The organism is Aquimarina sp. MAR_2010_214 (assembly GCF_002846555.1).
Classification (GTDB): Bacteria; Bacteroidota; Bacteroidia; order Flavobacteriales; family Flavobacteriaceae; genus Aquimarina.
In genome coordinates, this window is the sequence record NZ_PJMS01000001.1 from 3,286,042 (window position 1) to 3,305,408 (window position 19,367).

General features: G+C 38.1%; 19 protein-coding genes. 2 read left to right on the forward strand and 17 right to left on the reverse strand.

Annotation, left to right across the window (positions count from 1 at the left end; all coding sequences use genetic code 11):
- From ATE84_RS14015 to ATE84_RS14040, 6 genes are all read right to left on the reverse strand, one after another.
- Entirely contained in the window at positions 1-1,425 is a 1,425-nt protein-coding gene (locus ATE84_RS14015; RefSeq protein WP_101448551.1) for a TraM recognition domain-containing protein, read from the reverse strand.
- Positions 1,422-1,682, reverse strand: coding sequence for a hypothetical protein (locus tag ATE84_RS14020; protein WP_143273632.1), 261 nt, complete (start codon positions 1,680-1,682; stop codon positions 1,422-1,424). Before ATE84_RS14020 ends, ATE84_RS14015 begins: the two co-directional genes overlap by 4 nt.
- Positions 1,683-1,743: 61 nt before the next feature.
- The gene (locus ATE84_RS14025) at positions 1,744-2,466 is read right to left on the reverse strand and encodes a hypothetical protein (protein WP_101448553.1); all 723 of its coding nucleotides are present in this window, start codon (positions 2,464-2,466) and stop codon (positions 1,744-1,746) included.
- Between the two features lie 7 nt (positions 2,467-2,473).
- Complete coding sequence (locus ATE84_RS14030; protein WP_101448554.1) at positions 2,474-4,501, reverse strand: hypothetical protein; 2,028 nt, start codon at positions 4,499-4,501, stop codon at positions 2,474-2,476.
- A 4-nt stretch (positions 4,502-4,505) separates the two neighbouring features.
- Positions 4,506-5,855, reverse strand: a complete 1,350-nt coding sequence (locus ATE84_RS14035; RefSeq protein ID WP_101448555.1) for a hypothetical protein — start codon at positions 5,853-5,855, stop codon at positions 4,506-4,508.
- 1 nt (position 5,856) lies between these two features.
- The gene (locus ATE84_RS14040) at positions 5,857-6,369 is read right to left on the reverse strand and encodes a hypothetical protein (RefSeq protein WP_143273633.1); all 513 of its coding nucleotides are present in this window, start codon (positions 6,367-6,369) and stop codon (positions 5,857-5,859) included.
- A 271-nt stretch (positions 6,370-6,640) separates the two neighbouring features.
- On the opposite strand from ATE84_RS14040, the gene ATE84_RS14045 reads away from it, so the two are divergent.
- A complete protein-coding gene (locus ATE84_RS14045) occupies positions 6,641-8,656 on the forward strand; it encodes a hypothetical protein (RefSeq protein ID WP_143273634.1) in 2,016 nt (671 codons plus the stop codon).
- A 3-nt stretch (positions 8,657-8,659) separates the two neighbouring features.
- On the opposite strand, the gene ATE84_RS14050 is transcribed toward ATE84_RS14045, so the two are convergent.
- Entirely contained in the window at positions 8,660-9,502 is an 843-nt protein-coding gene (locus ATE84_RS14050) for a hypothetical protein (RefSeq protein WP_101448558.1), read from the reverse strand.
- A gap of 334 nt (positions 9,503-9,836) precedes the next feature.
- Here ATE84_RS14050 and ATE84_RS14055 point away from each other — a divergent pair, with 334 nt between their 5' ends.
- Entirely contained in the window at positions 9,837-11,081 is a 1,245-nt protein-coding gene (locus tag ATE84_RS14055; RefSeq protein ID WP_101448559.1) for a hypothetical protein, read from the forward strand.
- A gap of 17 nt (positions 11,082-11,098) precedes the next feature.
- Here ATE84_RS14055 and ATE84_RS14060 read toward each other — a convergent pair whose 3' ends face one another.
- The 10 genes from ATE84_RS14060 to ATE84_RS14105 form a co-directional block, all read right to left on the reverse strand.
- Positions 11,099-11,911, reverse strand: coding sequence for an N-6 DNA methylase (locus ATE84_RS14060; protein ID WP_101448560.1), 813 nt, complete (start codon positions 11,909-11,911; stop codon positions 11,099-11,101).
- 240 nt (positions 11,912-12,151) lie between these two features.
- Positions 12,152-12,856 carry a hypothetical protein gene (locus ATE84_RS14065; protein ID WP_101448561.1) on the reverse strand — a complete coding sequence of 235 codons (705 nt, stop codon included), beginning with the start codon at positions 12,854-12,856 and terminating at the stop codon, positions 12,152-12,154.
- 20 nt (positions 12,857-12,876) lie between these two features.
- Positions 12,877-13,401, reverse strand: coding sequence for a hypothetical protein (locus ATE84_RS14070; RefSeq protein ID WP_143273635.1), 525 nt, complete (start codon positions 13,399-13,401; stop codon positions 12,877-12,879).
- A 135-nt stretch (positions 13,402-13,536) separates the two neighbouring features.
- Complete coding sequence (locus tag ATE84_RS14075; RefSeq protein ID WP_143273636.1) at positions 13,537-14,091, reverse strand: hypothetical protein; 555 nt, start codon at positions 14,089-14,091, stop codon at positions 13,537-13,539.
- A gap of 33 nt (positions 14,092-14,124) precedes the next feature.
- Entirely contained in the window at positions 14,125-14,718 is a 594-nt protein-coding gene (locus ATE84_RS14080; protein ID WP_101448564.1) for a hypothetical protein, read from the reverse strand.
- Positions 14,702-15,682, reverse strand: a complete 981-nt coding sequence (locus ATE84_RS14085) for a M91 family zinc metallopeptidase (protein WP_101448565.1) — start codon at positions 15,680-15,682, stop codon at positions 14,702-14,704. Before ATE84_RS14085 ends, ATE84_RS14080 begins: the two co-directional genes overlap by 17 nt.
- An 8-nt stretch (positions 15,683-15,690) precedes the next feature.
- On the reverse strand, positions 15,691-16,764 hold the full coding sequence (locus tag ATE84_RS14090; protein WP_101448566.1) for a hypothetical protein: 1,074 nt from the start codon (positions 16,762-16,764) through the stop codon (positions 15,691-15,693).
- Positions 16,764-18,095, reverse strand: coding sequence for a hypothetical protein (locus ATE84_RS14095; RefSeq protein WP_101448567.1), 1,332 nt, complete (start codon positions 18,093-18,095; stop codon positions 16,764-16,766). Before ATE84_RS14095 ends, ATE84_RS14090 begins: the two co-directional genes overlap by 1 nt.
- Positions 18,096-18,221: 126 nt before the next feature.
- Positions 18,222-18,506 carry a hypothetical protein gene (locus ATE84_RS14100; protein WP_101448568.1) on the reverse strand — a complete coding sequence of 95 codons (285 nt, stop codon included), beginning with the start codon at positions 18,504-18,506 and terminating at the stop codon, positions 18,222-18,224.
- Between the two features lie 200 nt (positions 18,507-18,706).
- Complete coding sequence (locus tag ATE84_RS14105; RefSeq protein ID WP_143273637.1) at positions 18,707-19,192, reverse strand: hypothetical protein; 486 nt, start codon at positions 19,190-19,192, stop codon at positions 18,707-18,709.
- Between the last annotated feature and the right edge of the window lie 175 nt (positions 19,193-19,367).

Sequence of the window (19,367 nt, forward strand, 5' to 3'; positions counted from 1 at the left end):
TTAACGCTCCAGCATCTTTTGATCAAATACTACTCTAAGGTAGGTTTCCCCTTCAGCAAAAATGCGTCCGGCTGATACAAAAATCGCTTCTACATAATAGTCGTTTCTGGGACCACCTGTTGCCAGTAAACGAAATATACGCTCCGGTAATATATAGCGATAATCTTCTGAAGCATTGGCACTATGATTGCCAGAATCCAACCCTGCATTAAAACCCATACGCATTTCATAATCTTTACCGACCAGATCGGAGAATAACTTTAACGTGTCTGGATTGGTAGAACTCAGCATATAGATATTCCCACAATTATTGATAAACTGATCAAGCAAATGATCGGAGTGATGCCCTAGCCGTACTTTGATCGCTGCTAATGACTGGGAAGCATAGATACATATGGCTTGCTGGCTACGACATACACTAGAAAATGCCACCGTCTGTTTGTTAATGGTGAGTTGCGCTTCATCCACAAAACTAAATACCATTCGGTTGTTCAAAGAAAGGTCACGTTTCATCACATCTTTCTGCCATAAATACATGAGCATCGATGTGACTAGATTACCCTGTTCGTGATAGACAGAGCTTGGTAGGTCTATAATGATGATCTTCCCGTCAAAACTCATATCCATTGAGAAATTGGATTCTACATCATCCAATAATGTAGCCATTAAGCCAATAGAAGCAGGAAACAAATTTGAATGGATACTGGCTACGATATTACTCAAAGTACGCTGATCTAGCTGTACCATTTCATCGAGGAAGTAGGACACACATTGATCAAACTCATCATTGTCTTTCGTGTCTGGATTATCCAGTGCCAGATTGAGGTAATACATAAATTCAGAACGAGCGATAAAATTCTCATCTTTGGTGTCCTCACTATTTTTTGGCATGGAATGAAGTATTTTAATCATCTTCTTGATCGATAATGATACCTTGGCGTAGATCAATAATATGACCGATGATAATATAAATTTGTCTACCATATTATCCCAAAACGGATCTTTGGATACGGCTCCCGATTTACTGACCATTTCACGAAATACCCGCATCATCTCCAACACGGTAATCGCTTCATTAGAGCCTTCAGGGGTTTGCTGTCTGGCATATTCGAGCCAGTTAAGGCGATATGTGCCAAGTGCATTAATGATGATGCAATCATCGCGCCTTCCTGTATAGGTAATGGGTTTCAGGATGCTTGGTAAATCATCCTGTTTTGCGGTATTAAATAACCCTCCCATTTGAGGTGATGCGGTTAATGCACCTGTTTGCAAGCTTTGCAAAACACCGGACGTTTTACCACTCCCTGGGCTTCCTAAAATTAATGTGTTATTGGCAAAATCTCTGGCAGTGATATTCTCATCACCATATTGCTGAATGACCGCATCCAGCGGTCTATCAACCCGTTGTTCTGTGTTTCGTTTCATCGTGCATGGAGATATAAGGTAAAACGGTGATATTCCAGTTCTGGTGGCAAATCTGTGGCTTTACTTTCCGTAAAGAGTTCAATAATTTCTTCTTTAGACAATAATCGCTCATGGAATATTGGTATGAAGATATACTGCCTGTTTCTGGGATTGTAATAGGCATCATTAGACCCTTGTCTGTAAGTGAGGTGATATGCCTCACTCTTCAAGTAGGCAGCAAGCTGCGCTACGCTATAAATTCCTTCTTGCTTCATCATTTTTTGGATTTTAAATTATACGGTAAGCAAGCCCTGCAGAAGCAGGGCGTAAAAGAGCTATTTAAGAGGAAGGGTGATTCCGATCCTGCTTACGTGACAAGGGAGCACGACTGGCACGACTCACCGTATTTTTCTTGGCAGATGGTTTAGCATCTTTCATATTTTTCTGAGTCAGATTACCCAGTACCATGGAATCATTCTGATCCCAACGCATTTTATTATGATTGTTAATCACCAGAATACCCACGACAAGCATACATACCGCTACAATCATCAGGAAAATTCCTAAATTAGGGGCAATGGTTCTCTTCACGATTTCTGCAATAAAAAACATCGCAATCGGCTCTGCAAAGGCATTAATCCGTAATCTACTCTTTTTGAAGAAGGGCATTTCCAATTTACTGATCACATCAAATATATAACTATCTCCTAAATGTCTTGTATACCGATGCGGGATCTGTTTTGCATTTAAATATGCCCTGACGGTATGGTATATAGCGCGTACCAGATAGATAATGGCAAAGAGCCTGAAACTCGCATAATCGAGTGTTGCACCGAGTAACGGCAAATCAGTAATCCAGTCGGCGAGTGCTGCAATTAGCATCAGGCCACTCCATGCAAATAAGATCATTTCTACTTTCAGGATACGCACCCCGAAATTCCGTCTGAGAAAGACAAAGCCGACTTGCGCTATAATAAATATGGCGCCTAATACGCGATTATCAGTAAAATTGAGTGCTGCTTCGTCTAAGTGTTTTTTTTCATTTAATTTTAATGCTTCCATGATGTTTTTATTTAAGTTGATATTGTAATAATGCAGGAGATATATTGTTTTTAAATCTTCCTGCTGTTGATTGTATTGGTGTTCCTGTGGTTTCTACCAGTAGCTTACCATTTGCATAATGGGCTTTACGTACTGCTCCAAATGTCTTGGGAAAGTGACATTTTTGAAGTGATTGTGTGTTGATGTTGATGACCCATAAATGACCATAAATTCGATCTTCCAGTATGATATGGGTATCTGAAGACCCCACGATACGAACTGGCAGAGAAGTATGGGTGCAAGGGTCAATGATGGAAGTCGCTTTCCAATCCACTTTATGATTTGGTGATACATAAAGCTGATTTTTATAGGTCACTGCCATATGCTGATCCAGTAGTGCAAAATCACGAATAGTCACGCTGGGATTATCTCTGAAGGGCAGGGGGCATTGCCACCAGCCACCAGTAGCTTTTGAAACGAATATCCCTTCTGAACTCTGCATCCATAACCGTGATGTTTTATCAATTATGAGGGATTTGGGAGTGCCTTTTACCATTTCAAAATGGCGTGTGCTTTCATAGCTTGGTCTTAGATCAATCCGCTCAATGGTAAGAGCGGAGAGGTAATAGGCAAGCTGCAAGGAATCATCTATCACGACATGGTAAGGTACTTGCCGTTTCTGTGTCACCAAATCCCATGTTTTGCCCTTGTCTTTTGAGCGGTGTAAATGGAAAAAAGGATGACCGCCTTTGGTTTTGGAGGATGCGGGTTCTGCAATACCCATAAACCAATCTCCATGAACAGCACCCCGTTTTAATGCCCGCACCCTATGAAAAGAAGCCTGATTGATCTGTTCTTTGGTTTCTACATCCAGTATCTTATTAGCACCATTGATATAGATCCTGCTACTATCGATAATGATACCGCTTCCTCTTCCACGATAGCTCGGTAGCATGGTATAGTGATGCGTTCCCAATAACCTTTGACAGATATTTTCTGGTTCCAATGATATGTTAAGTAATTGTGCCGCTTTTGCTTGTTGCGTATGTGCAGCCTTACTACCTAATGCGATAGTGAGCATATTATCCTTGGGTAATTGTGCCGATACCATTAGATGATCACCCACTAGCGTAAATGCAGAGTATTTGTACACTTTGGGTAAATGGATATCACGTTCTTTCCCTGTACGCAGATCCAGGATCAGATTACGACTGAGTTGGGTTACCACCAATTGATGATGTTTAAGTGCCTGTATCCGGTAAAAACTAATGGCTCCATGTTTCATCTTATGGGCTGCCATTTCTTTCCATTTTTTACCGTCAAAGACATAGAGGTAATGCCCTGCTATCGATAGAACCAGATAATGTTCATTGACAAGGATAGTCCCATAACCTTCTGTACCCCCTCCCAGATCCTTGGTTATATCGGTGAATGTGTTGCCTCCGTCGTGTGAGACATAAAGCTTGTCGCGATCACACTGCACATATAATCCTCCCTGAAACCATCCAATCGCTTCAATGCGTCTAAGACGTTTATCACCGAGTAAAGCAATCTGACCTGTACGCATGTTGAGTACGGATAAGGTAGAATGATAACCAGCATCACGGGATGCCCCATACAGCATGTCATTTTTGATATCGACAGCAAACAGATCGGGAGTTTTATGTCCTTTGGTAATACGTTGCCAATCTTTACCATTGCGTGTTCTATAGAGTACCCGATTAGCACGCATAGCCTTACGGTTATAGTGATTTACAGAAGCATAGATATAATCTCCTGCCTGAAACATCGGTTCCCACAACATATAAGGTAACGTCTTGATATAATGATGATCAGAATAGAGATAAATAGCTTCATCCGTACCTACAATCAGGTCGTTAGACTGGTTCAATGGCAATACACCAATCACAGGTCGATTATCTGGACGATCCATCGTGATATAGGGTGATGATACAGGTAATGCAGGGGAGGGAGCTGTATTTTCGGCTTTAGCATCTCCTTGCAGAGTGATGGTACTCCCTCCTAGAAGGAGTACCATCCATAATATCATATTCATAGCGTTAGTTTCTAGGAGAAGCCCCTATTTTACGTATGAAATTGATATAGACTTTTCGAGCAATATCTTTAGCGCATAATGCAATCGCTCTTTCATATAAGGTCTTTCTAACAGGCGCTTTATCGGCACTCTTACCCAGATAGCGTTTATATTTACCTTTGACAATATCTGTATCACCACTCCCTTTTTGCCAGACCGTGATCCATTGATACGTATTTTCACTAATCATTGAATAGACCACTTTATTGGTTTTACGTTCAATCACCTCTACATTGACTTTGGCGCGGGCATTATATCCTGAAGAATAGGTAGTAATGGTTGCTTTTTTAGTAATGGCTTTGCCGTTTGTATCTGGTTCTTCGCGGCTATACTCTTGCTTGTCGGAAGTTTTGCCTCTTGTGACTAGCTCTAATCCGTTAGTGACTAACTTCACATGGTAATCTGCACTTTTACTATTGACGATCTCCACGAATGGTAAACGGCTAAATCCAGACATACGCAGGATTTCAGCTTTTACATCCTCATCCAAAGTACCTCCAAATCCACCATGTCCGTGATAATGTCCTGAAAAATACACGGTACTGGTAGCGAGTTTTTTGGCTGATTCATATTGTGATTTGGCATCCTTGAAGTCGGTGACATATTCATTGGCAATAAGAAAAGAAAGGGCAGAACGTTTATAGTGTTCTTTATCCCCCTGAGCATTGCCTCGTTTCAGATAATAGTGTCCGCCGGTATAGTAATCATTAGCAGCATAGGTGCGGTAGGTTGATAGTTTAGTAGCGAGATTACCTAACATATCGGCATCCACTGGATTGACCTTGATATTTACTTTAGGATGATGGAGTTGTTGTAATTTGGCATTAACGATATTGAAACGACCTGCATACCACATACGGTCATACATGGCCTTGCTACTTTGCCAGTTTTGATATTCGGGTATTTCAGGATGTGCTTTTAAATCCTGTTCAAATTCTTTAAGTGCCCGTGAATAATTTTCTGTTGTCAGCACTTCCAATGCTTTACGCTCTGCTCGTTTTCTGGGGTTCAGTTCCAGAACTCTGGCAGCATAGCCTAATCCGTCAATGAATTTCTCTTTCTTGATAAATCGTTTTGCTTTTCTGGCACATGAATTCGGTGCAGGGCAGTGAGGGCCCCAGCCCTGATTCCATACTGCGGGGTGATCAGAATAGGATAATTCAGGAATGGCATCGATGGTAACGGTTGTAGCGTTACTAAGTTCTTTATTATCATTGCCAGGGACTTTGATGTCTTGTGCAATAATGTGACTGGATATGAATAGGGCAGTGATTACTATTGTTCTTCGTAACCCTAAATAAAAATGTGTTTTCATCTTACTGTTTTTTTAAGTGTGTTAATGTGTTTCCGATGGCTTCATGGAGTTGAATCATGTGTTTTTTAGTCTCTTGTAGCGTGGATTCATTTGCCAGATCAGGTGATGTCTCAAAGAGCCGTATTATCTCTCTGGAATAGCTTTTGAGTGTAATCAGACGGGTAACAGTGTTTTCACGCTTTGTACCCTCAGAATGGTTCAATTGCTCGGATAAACCTTGATGTTCCATGTTACTACTCACCATAAAACCATCGAGTGTTTTTTGAAGTCGTTTCAGTTTCTTACGTTTCTTCTTTGGCTTGAGGTTTTTGAGATCATGGGCTATTCGATGGATCTGTTTTATTGTTTTGGCAAAAGAAAATGCCTTTAGGCAAAAGGAGCAATCCGTTTCCTTTTTAAAGGCTTCTACAACTTCTTTGATAGAGAAGTCTATTTTCTGGGCGGTGATCGATGCTGTAGAAAGCAAAAGCATTCCTATGAGAAGCATCATTGTGTAATGGGTGATTGTTTTCATATGTTTTACAGATTTAATGAGATATTAATTTCAATCACAAGGAACCTGATTATCAAGGGAAAGGCGATACATTAAAAATTGTTTAAAAGTGTCAGTGGCAAGGGAAGAAGAATATTACACCTAAAGGCTTGTGTCATGCGGGATTGGCGGACATTGAAATATGAGGTACGGAAAATAGTTTGGGGAAAAAATGTACTAAATCGAATTATAATTGTTACATATTCAGTAATTTAGGTGTCATATATTTATTCATCTTCTAAACATTTCACTTGTGGGGCGAGCGCGGGGTAAAAAGATTGCAGCTTTTATGCTGGATGACTTAAACGAATCATTTGAGAATAGTGGGCTAAATAGCTTAAATGAAAAGACCGAAGATATTCATCAGAAGGTCAAAAAATTTCTACTAGAAGGGTCGCCCTATGGACGGGTTCTTTTTAAACATCGCAACTGGTTAAGCCGTAAACGTCCTGTTGTGACAGAAGATGATATAGAGGAGATATTATTTACTTCCAAAGCACTTGGATCTGTACTTCGTAAAGAACCGGTAGCGATCAAAACGCTTTATATTCTTGCAGCCTATTTAGGCTATCCACTCAAAGATGCCAAGCGTATCATTACCGGAAAAGATAGTAGTGAGATTCCCTATACCAAACATCTGGCAGGAGCATGGCATATCTATTTCCACGATTCTTCCAAAGAAGCTGCTGATAATATCATGCGTGGTCTACTCTGGTTAAAAATTGCCAAACGTAGAGGTTATGCGTTCAAAGCCTCTTTTATGGTCAAATGGAGTGATGAACCGTTTGAAGGCATTGGTCGTATTGAAAATCAGACGCTCATATTGGAGTTTAACCGTGATTATCCGTTCTTTTATGTCTGTGCCAAACTGCCAGAAAAAGCGGGGCGTAAACCAGACGGGCAATGGCTGCTCAATGCAGGTGCTATATCCAGCGGACTAGAATTACCAGTGATGGCTAATGCGATTCTACTTAAAGCGATCAAGATCACTGATGAGGACGAGTTATTTAAAAAACCTATTAAATCGGTACTCTATCAAGAGTTAAATAATAGCCCTGATCAATTATCTTCCAATCAACAATTGGTCAATGAGGCTATTGTGTATTTATCGCGTAACCAAGATCGTCCTGTATTTCCATTTACACCGGATACAGTGGTAGAACTCAGTAACCGCAACGCACTCGCATTGAAACAAGAAACACGACATAACTATACCACATTGAAGCGCAAGCTGGATGAAGTAGAAAGCGGTAAAGCGTGGTACTCTTTCTCACGGGTCATATCCGATGAGAACCGTATTGCTATCTTTCAGTGGTGGTTTGGGTTTAATGATGCAGAGCAGATCGTCACGGTGAATCGTTGGCGGATAGACCGCCCAGATTACGGCGAGTATGAAGGTGAGGTAACACTCAAAAATGATCACCTCTATATCCATATGCGAGATAAAGACCGGACCAAACGTAAAAGTATTATAGCACCGCTACCCAAAGAAGAGGAGTTAGATACATTATACGGGATTAGCTCGACGACCTTTCCAACAGGTACAACAATGGATTCTAATAATATGGCAGTCCGTGAGGTGATGTTCTACATACCCGCAGACACATTTGAGGGTTATGAGATAGGGAAGGGGTATCTGAGTTATGAAGATTTCATAAAGTTTGATGGTGTCAGTGATGAACAGAAGCTTTACCTGTCCAACCGCAAATATTCCACATTATCTTTTCCACATCCGCAAAATCCACAGAAGCATTATTATAGACTCAATAAAGCCAGACATTTTGCAGGGGAGTATTTTATTATTCTCCGCAATGATTACACCGACAAAAAAAGCCTGTATCTTATGACCACGACCATAGATTCGCTTTCCAATGTAACACTGAAGGTCAAAATATCGGATAAATTACCAGCCACTAACTATACAGGAACGGTAGAATATTTTGCCAATAATCTGCATATGCATCTGGAAATTGACACAGCAGAACACCGCAAGCAGAAGATTGCCAATCTGATATTTGATAGAGTGGCTGTAGATTCCGAAGAACCTCCAGAATTATTTACAGGCATTAGTGTCACAACAGATCGTGAGCTGGAGGCAGAAGCTTACCCGTTTGTGATGATCAAACGGCAGCTATTACGGAACAAATACCCATTTGAACCATCCTTGATTGATATAGAAAATGATCCAATCATTACGTTGGACATCATCCTAAAAGAACATCTACACAAAACCGCAGAGGAGTTTTTCTACCGACATGCACTGGTGTAATGTCTATCTTTTGATAAGGTTTTCAGCTTCTTCTAAAACAGAAGGGGTTTCACGGGGTTTATCATTAGTGTCTATATCTTGACCATTCTCAATGGTTACTTTTTCCTGTTTGCCTAGCTTCGCATCGCGGTATTCTTCCCATGTTGAGTAACCTTCATCATTGAGTGTATAATGAACAAATGTATCGTGTTTTTCGATTAATTCATCAGGATTAAACACCCATTTGCCTACAATATTTTCACGACTACCATGTAACTCTTCATATTCTGCTTTAATATCGGGAGGTAATCGATCATAGCCTAATGGTGTGTAACGTATCTGTTTTTCACCATTTTCATCAAACTGTACACTATAGGCATTAAAATCTTTCTCCAATTCACCATCTTTTGTAAGAAAATAATATTCGTTAGTGAGCATCGATTCCGCTTCCATCGCATCATATTTATACTTACGGCGTTCTAATTCATCCGCATAAGCCGCTTCAAGGTATTTTTGCCAGTCTTTATTCTCATTGCGATCCTGATTAGAATACATTTGCTCAAATGTTTTATCAAAATCATCTGTCACTAATTCTAAAGTACCAAACTGATCCAGTTGCGCTTCCCATTTCCCCGATGCAGGATTAAATTCTCCTGTTCCAAGGAATTTTGCTCTTTGTGCTTCAATTTCTTCGTGGGTTAACGGAACTTTTTCACTGTCATTTTCTAGCTGTGAAAAGGCAGCTTCCATAGATTCATTTTGTTTCATATCCAGAGTGCGAGATTCTGGTCGAGTATCACCGTTCTTCTCTTTCCAAGATACAACCAAATCCGAAGCTTGTTGTTTTACCTCATTATCTATACTCATATCCTGCCTTCTGTATTCTGTTATAGCGTATCTATCTTACGGAATAAAAGTTAACAATTCATTAACAAAGCTAATACAGTTTGTTTCTTGTCAAAATGTTAATTTTGAGATGATTACCCCATTAAATATATTGTTTCATCTTATAAAATATCTAATGGAGTATTTTTATTCTACCCATGTTCGTGCGTGTTTTTTTTCAGTCACCCTATTTCTTTTGCCATTTCAACTATTTGCTCAAAGCAACCTAGTTAATATTGAGGTGAGGGACAAACAGCATTTTCAAATAACTAGATACGAAGCCATAAGTGTACCGTATCGTAATAAAAAAATGTCGATGCCTTATACCATTATCATTGAGGGCGGTCAGAATAATAAGACTGATTATCTCTTCAAAGATGAGGTGCTTCGCTATTCATTGGATAATATGAATGAAAATACTGTGCTTCGGATCAAGCTGGAAGAACGTACAGTGAAAAATATCAGGAACAACTTATTTAATAGCTTACTACGTGATATTGCACTGATCGGGTTGATTCAAAAAGTGATTGAGATTCAATTAGCTCCAGATAAAACTCCTAATAAATCTAAAATTAGTGGAGAAACTTACAATGAAGTCAAACAAAGGCTCAGGAAATATGTTAGAGAAAAAATTAAGGACGAGCTGCAGGATAGACTTGAATTGCAAATAGAAGAGACTTTTGACTTAATCGACAAATGGGAGGCAATGCTTGCAGCATCAAATGGAGAAGAGAACCAATATTACAAACATTTCAAACCGATTAACATATTTGATATGGTGAAGGGAAGCGGCGTTAGAAAAAGTGGTGCAAATACCAACTGGTTTTTCGATGTGGGATGGTCTTTCTATAAAAAAGATTTGGGCGATAGATGGAGTCAAAAGGCTTCAGGAATTAAAAATATCTCACTAGAGTTTGTATTCGCCCGAAATATTATCAGTAAAGATTTAGGAAATGACCTCTCTATAGGACTATATGGGTTTGTGGGTTATGAAATTTATAAGCATCAACTTAATAACGATGCGATGGATGTGTTTGTTTCCAGTGAGAATATCAATGGGGCAACCGAGGATTTTCATCCACTGACTTCCAATGAAGGTGTGATCTTATGGAACAATCAGGCTAGTGTTGGAGGCATTATACAGTTATATAAATATAGATCCTTTTTCAGTGAAATAGGGGCGGGATGGAACGTATTTCAACGGAGTAATATACAATTTGATGATAAAGCATCAGATGATACTGGAATTAACCATTTGGCTAGTGGACTCTCATTAACAGATGACAAAATTAAAGATGTTACCAAAATCAATGGCAGCATCTATGGACTTGCAAAAATTGGGTATCTCTATACCACCAAAGATAAGAATGATCGAAATTATGGCTGGAAGATTTTTGTTTCAGGAAGATTCTGGAATAAGGATATAACTCCCAATGAAGATTATCCATTATACAGACAGGTTGCAAGCCAAGGAGGTACTGTCACTTTTGAAAAGTTACCTGTGTCTGAAGATGATGGATTATTTTACATCATTAGTGCAGGAGTGGGGTTTTCGTTTTAAAAAGAAACTAGGGAGCATCAATCCCCCTCATCAAATATGGCGAATAGATCAGTCTGCTTGCCTACAGTGCGAATTAGTTCTTCTTCAGCTTGACGATCTGTTTCAGCCTTTTCTTCTGCATATTTGGCTTTTTGATTTTGCCACATCTGGTAGATAGTGCTTTGCTCTTTCTTAATGGGGGTGATACTTGGTAGCCCGTAGATACGAATGTTATGATTAATCTTCCAGCCTCGTTGATAGTCATCTGGATTGAGTGCATTATGCTGTACTACTTCACCTTCACAGCCATGTAGCATCATATTAATGCAAGTCATCTTGCAGCAGATAGGATCAATGTCTTCTGCATAAGTATAGTTACCTGGGAAATGTCCTTGAAATGCGATTAGGAAGCGACCAGAGCCGCAAGTGGGGTCACTCATGGTAATTCCCTTGCCTGTTAAGTCTTCGCCTTTGCTCGATTGTATTAGAGTCATTAAGTCAACGATAGGTTCCGGTGTGAAGAATTGGCCCAAACCAGATTTTTTGCTACGGCTTGCCAGTGCTTCATAGAACGCTCCAAACAAATCAAACCATTTGAGTTCTTCTGTATCGATTTTCTGGTGAAATAGCTGCATGATTTCAGGAATCATAGAACCAATCAATAAACGCTCATCTTTGGTGTATTTGTCAAATATGCTGACATTGAAATTATCAATATTGGGAGGTGTAAAGTAATTCATCATGGCTGATAGAAAGTCATCAAACACAGTAGAGTAATCGTGCCTATATTCTAGTTTTCGGAATAGTTGGTAAAATGGTCTAAAATCATGTGGAACATCAGTAGTTTTCATGTAGTACTCCTTTAAGTGAAACAGGTTGAATGTCCTGCGCTTCCACTTAGCGGAGCGGTTTTTGCCCGAAAGAGGGCAAGTGGCGGTTACAAAAATACGAGTGCGCGATAGCGTATCTGGAGATTTTTGTCAGCGGTACTTGAGGTAGGAAATAGATGAAAGAACCGTCCTTCTTTACGGCAAAAAAAGTCAGCTTTGCAGGTTATTCAGCCTGAATTGCTTGGAGGTAAATGAATTGTATTATTTGATATGATTAGTCCATTGTTGAGCAAGTTCCTCTACATAATCAACAAAATTATCTACGCCCTTGAATGTATGGAATGTATATTCTGGCTGATTTTCAAGACAGATAACATTGTCAAAGCAATGGTCATGAGAGAATAATAGAACTTCTTTGGTAGTCGTATCATACATAGTCAAGGTGCCATTAGCTTCATTCACAAATGAAACCATATTGGAATAATCGATTTCTTTTAAACCTTCTTCTTCACAGCTTTCAGAATAGTAGTCATTCCAGCCATCTAAACCTTTTTTGCATTCTGAGCCAATAAAAAGAAAGTTCTGATTGTCAGTAAAAAGCTCAGTCTCGCTAAACTCTTCAAAATCATTAAATGATTCCTGTATACCGCCTATATTGGCTAGTAACATTTTGTGTTCTGAGATTAACTCATTGGGAAAAGAAGCTTCATCTTCCATTTTGCAGAACCAACCGCACTTTACACCCTCTAGATCATCCCATGCAAATAATGTGTATTTCTGATCATTAATGGTTGCAACAGTCTTTCGTGCTTTCTCTATCAATATCGATAGAGTAGGGAACAGATCCTTAAATTCCTGACTTGTTTCTAACTCCTCATTGTTCTTTGTGATAAACACTTTGTCAGATGGCTGTATAAACCACGCAATTTCATTTGCGAAAGTTTCAAAATCGTTATTTATGTTCATGTAGGGTAATTATAAATTGGCTAATAAAACCCCATAGAATCTTTTATGTGTTTAATCTCTATATTGGTTATATCACTTGATTCTAGGATTTCTTTAACTCTTGGAGTTATTGTTAATGCTGCTGTTCCCTCTGGAAAAAAGACGTCGGAACCGTCCCACGTTTCAGGGTCAAATTTTACCCCGACAAAAGAATAGTCTTCACTATCTTCTTTTTTCTCTGGTTGGATATATTTACCTGACCTACCTATTACCTGAAAACCGTGATATTTTTCTTTTACGCCTTTAATCTCTACGGGATAGGTTTTAAAACCGATCACACTATGTTCTCTTAAAAGGGTAAGCAATTTATCAGAAATCACCTTATTCATACCATCATTAAAAGCTAGTACATCGTATAAACGTTTACCCATACCTTTTTTAGTTTTCACTACGTGGTCAACATAATTCACTATACCTGAACTAACGACATAAAAATCATCCTTGAATGTCGCATCCAAGATCATTGCACGCGAGCTTTGTCCTACACTCAGTTCGTAGAACTTCATTTTTTCATCGTATTGAATGTGGTTATAATCCTCCATATTTCTTTGTTATTTCTAGCCCTTTTTGCATTACTTGATCTCTCGTTGCTTTTTATGTGGTTTAGGATTTCTCTTTATTTTTAATGCTATTTTTCTTACTTAGTCCGAGAATTGATCAAATAGTGACAAATCCTTTAAATCATTGATGCTAAAATTAATCTTTCCGAAAAACTTACACGAACAGGATTTAGTGTTCGGAATATCAATCAACAGCATTTTGTTAAACGCAAAGGCATTATTTTGGGTTTCGTTTTTGTTTAAGAAGTCCTCAAATGCACTCATATCAAAATGTTGAATGGTTTTCGTTTGGGTTAGATCTTTTTCATCATAATAATATTTCGTAATAATGGCTTTATCTGATAACACTCTTATCCAGAAAGTAACGCTTTCAGATATTTCTCCAGATTGATCGAGCCTCAGAAAGAACACCCTTTCTTGCTTCTCTCTGGCATTGTATTCTATATACCTATTAAGTAAGCTCCCCACATAAGGTTGAGTTTTGACATGTAAGGAATCAACACCATATCCCATTTCAAAGATTCTTAGGCATTTCTCGTTATTTTTAATAACCTCGTTTATGCCATATCCGACCTCAAATAGTTCTTTATTTTGTTTTTTATCGCAGCTTACGGCTAGTACAATAAATGGTATCAATATGTATTTAAAATTTTCAATCATTTATTGTACTCAATCCAAGAATTGGTCAAAGAAAGACATGTTTTCTATAGACCTTATGTCGATATTTGGAAGGTTATTCAGGAATTTGCATTTACACGAATTGTTGTTCTTAAAATCAAAAATGAGTACATTATATCTTCTATGCCGCTTTAAAACACCAGTGTTTTTTTGTAAGAAACCATCAAATTCCTTCATACCGAACTGTTTCAATTTCTTATGAACTGGTGCAGGTTGTTTATCTTTCCAATCATATCTTGTGACTACTACATCATTATCTTTAATAACTCTCATACCCAGCGATGTTGTTTCGTACACTTCCCCTTCTTTATCAATTCTAATGTATAATAAGCGTTCTTGTTTTTGCCCTTTATTATCAACAATGAATCTGTTTATTATACCTTCTACGTATCTATATTTTTTTAGCTTCAGAGAATCGATACCATAAATTTTTTCAAAAATACGTAGACAGTAGTCATTTGTCTTAACGGTGTTAGTGGCACTTAAATCTATTTCAAAGGATTCAGCATTATACTGCTTCTGACAACTACTTGTTAGAATAACAAGTAGTAAATTCAGTATTATGAAATTAATATTTTGATTCATATCTAAAGTTTTTAAGTTTTACCATCTTTCGGGCTTTTAATCCTCTTTCCCGTCTTATTGGATTCTCAACGCTATTACGAATTTTTGCTTCTCGTTTTGTTAATTGTCGAAGCGTATTATTAATAAAACTACCCTGCTGAAATCTCTCACTATCGGGCAAATCTTTGAAAGGCGTTACAAAATTTGATGCGCCAATCGGTTCTGTACCGTTAGCAATATCTCTGGAATGTCCCAGTTCGTGTGCTAATCCTATTTCAGAAGGTCGGTTTTTGTTTCCACTAACATCCACTCCAGAATTAGTATTGTTAGGATTAAATTCAACAGTGGAATCACCTTCATTGGTTGTTACAGCCCCTTCCTGATCAAAAGGTATAGTATGGTTTTTATCATCAGGAGAATTCACAATCGTTACCACTTTATCACTACTTACTAATCCATCAACTAGGTTTTGACCTTCATTACATCCACTGTTGCAACCAGATTCTACAATCGTAACATTACCGTTCTTATCCATCGCCAGTTGACTATCTGTAAGTGATTGCAAGTTGGCAAATGCTGCATCTCTGAACTCTTTATCTCCTTGAATGATAACATCTTCAGGGGCTAGTCCAAGTGGATCAACGTAACGAATTGGATTGTTATTCACAAAATTATAGGGTGATTTATCAGGGAACTCATCCGACAATGGATCAGGATTCATCCACCTACTCATAACTGTTGGATCGAGTGTAGCTTCTGAATAAAGAGTGTCTTCAACCGCAAAGGCACTTATTTGGTGATTATAGGTGTTAAACAGAACACTGCCAATACGTACGATACTGTCATTGTCAAAATGCTCAATGTATTTGCCTTTACTCAGCGTTCCCATTTTTGGTTGATAATTAAATTCTTCAAAAGGATTTTGCGAAAAAGCAAGGTGAGTGGTGGCTATTGTACATAAAAAGAAAAGGATAACTCTTCTCATAGTTGTTATTATTTATGGTTAGTGATTTTCTTATTTTCATATCTGGCGCGTTCCTCGTTTAAAGAAGTGAGCCATTGCAAATACATTTTTTCCGGCATTCTTCGATAGCCTGATTGATGGATAGAGGCATAGTCATTTTGCATGTCCAAAAACATAGCTTTGAAACGCTCATCTTTGTAAACTTCTTTGGTAAATGTACCAAACTTATCTTCTACCTGCTGCTCAAACATTTTCTTTTTAGTTTCAGCTAGCAAGATTCTTCCATTAATATAATGAGGGTAGTATTTCAAAGCAATTTGACAGGCTTTAAACACAAATAAACCGTCATTTGCAGGAAATGCTCTGTTGTATCCTTCAGCCAGATCAATAACACACATGGCAATACTCTGCTTATCATCAAGTGCTTCCATATAGAGTTTATTGCTAATAGCATCCAGATGGATATAACCCGAAGCCATTAACCATGCATCCATTGGAAAAATGCCGCTGGTTAGCTCAGTGTTATACCAACCATCTTTTAAGTTCTTGTGCTTGATGTATACATGATTAGGGGCAAGTGCCAGATGTGCATCTACTTCCATTTCTTCTGCCAGAATTTTATAGAGATAAGGCAGGGAATGGCAATTACCTTTGCGTGTTTCAAGCAGCTTGGACACAAACATGTTTTTCCAGCTTTTGATGCCCCAAATATCTTCAAAATCATAACCGTAAGGTATGTAATCATACAATAATCCATCTTCCATAACGATGGGAATCGTATCTGTAATGACTGAGAATATGGCTGCATATTCTTTCACTTTCAAACTGTCGCGTTCAGAATATTGTAAATTCTTGTTGGCAACTAACGTATTTGCTAACTGCTTTAATAGCGCAATATCATCATTAAATGCGATAGTATCTAATGTCCCATGAAGATAGGCATTCTCCACTTGCATCACTGCTTTTTTGAAGCTGAGTGTACAAGAATCTTTTAACACACAATGCAACTCGTCCAGAGTATTGTTATAGAGTGTTTTTCTATCCTGCGATTGGACGGCAACACCTGAGCCTATGAGTAAAATAAATACTAAGTTTCGTATCATTATTGTTTAACGGATATATGGGTTTTGATGGTTGATTTTAAATCCTTATTATATTGCTTATTTTGTTTCCCTTTCACAGAATGCAACCATTGTTGATAGGCTTCTTCTGGCATCTGCTGATAGCCTAGTGCATCTACTTGTTTGTATTGGTTCATCACATTATGATAAAGCTCTACAGCAAATGGATAATGTTTAATTTGTGAAAAATTCTCCTTTGAAATCCCTAGTTCTTGTAGGGCATATTGCAGCTTAAACGTGTCATAGTTTGCTTTCACAAGCTGTGCATTGACATTATGTGGGTTTAATTCTAATGCTTTACCGACTATCTCAGGCACCATCTCGTCATAACTATATTTACGAATATATCCCAATCCCAGATTTACTAATTGTTGCGACAATAACTGTTTATCTGTTAATGGATGCATAAAGATTTTGTTTTGCAACGCCTCTGCTTTAATATAACCCGATTGAAGAATAAATGCATCAGTCGTTAGCATACCATTGGTCAATTCGACATTATACCACTTGCGTTTAGCATCATCTTGAAACTTGATATAGCTATGATTAGGAGACAGACTTAAACGTGCTTCAGCTCCTATTTCTTCTGCCAATATTAAATAAAGTTGTGGTAATGAGTTACATTGTCCTTTGCCTGTTTCCAGTAACTTGCTGACAAACATTTTCGTCCAATCGTCCTTACCCATATAATCTTCAAAATCGTATGCAAGAGGTAAATGCTTTAGCTGTTTAGATTCTATCGCCAATGTGTCTGAGAAAAATTGAAACAATAGAAAATTCTTGGCAAGGTTATTCGAGTCATCATATCCAAGTTCCTGCATTTTAGTTCGTAAGAAATCCCCCGTTTGTTCAATAGTTTTGTCAAATTCTGCATAGTTTTTTTTGTTCTCGAAAAATGCATTTTCTACAATAAATGTAGCTTTCTTGATAGAAAATGACCGGTCTGACATGTGTTGAAGCTTTGCTAATGCGCTGCGATAAGTATCTGCTCCTGTTTTGTTTCCTTTAGACGGTAAACGATATCGTTTTGGCAAAGAACTCATCGCATCATTAATAATGGCTCTTGCTCTTTCTTCTGCTTGGGCCTGTGCATCTATCTGTTGATCTACTTCAGAACGTAACATCGCATTACGTTGATTGACATTCATAGTTCGGTATACAGAATTATTTGGGCTTGCATAATTTTGCTTGCTATAATCGGTGATACCACTTGCAGAAGGTGTATTTGGTACTATATCGGGTAAATGTTGCGCGTTTACTCTAACCGTAGAGAAGAGGTTTATTGCAATGAGTAATGCTACTATTTTATTCAAGTTGGTCAGGTTTAAGAATTAAACAAATTTAATCTTCTGAATGCTATCTTCCAAATTTCAAGAGAGGGGGATTCACCCCTTCCAGTAATCTTTTCGATAAGGCGTTTGGTATTACCGATCAAAGCCTCAGTTTTGACTGAATGTTCTCCCTTGTATACCAAGATAAGATATTAACTTCGATTCAGAATGAAAGCCAAATGTAAATGCGACCTTCTCCTCATACACAAAACTTTGAAGTTTATCGTCATAACAAATAGGGGCATCCATATCCCGCATCGCAGTGATGAGTCGATATAATGTGGTTTTGGATATTTCTAGTCTGGAAGCAAGCTTGTTCGGAGTACCTGTAGCTTTTAAACGAGTCAGTTGATCTACTCGTTCAATGAGGCGTAATTGTTTGATAAGATGCATAGAATGGTTTTAAACGTTAATTACTATAGCAATAAGTAGGTGTTCATGATTCATTGAGGCTGGTCACATTCAACTAAACTGTTAATAAAATGATATCAGGATACTTTATGCCTGTAAATGAGGCTAAAGTCATAAAGCACCCGATATCCTTCACGGGGTAATTACACAAACTCAACTTATGTGCGTTTTTATCTGTCATTTTATTGTGAACGATTTTTCTTTTGCCAATATTCAATGCATTTCCATTTCATGATACTGTCTTTAAAACGTAGCAATGTTGCTGTGAATATGCCTCTCTTGTTATTGTCAGGTTCTAATCTCCCTTCGAGATGCATTTTTTTCAATACCTGCTCTATGGCTTCAAGACGCGCCTTCTGGTCAAACTTTTCGGCAATCTTTTGCTGTACGATTTGCTTCTTATTAGAGGAAAGCTGATTATATTTGGGATATTCATTCAACATGGTATGGATGTTTTCAATGGATATATCTACAGGATAAGAAAATGAGCGGTAGGTTCTATTAATCAGAACGAATCGCCTTGCTCTATGAATAAGATGAATCGCATCTTCTATAGAGGTTCCTTTGTCAAATAAGCGCATCGTCCAATTATAGATTGTCAATTCATAACATTCCTTATTGGCAACACGTTGTAAAAATTCATCCTTCTCTACCTCAACATATTGCACGATCTCTGCTAGAAAGTAATGACGTTGCTTATCGAATTCTAGATTTTCCATTAATCAGGGCTTTATGGTTAATATGTTTGAAGAAATACACATAAATTGTCTACCAGAGTGTTTTTTATATTGCTTATAGTCAATTTGTTGTGCAAGTACTTCATGTGTAAAATTTTATCTAGCT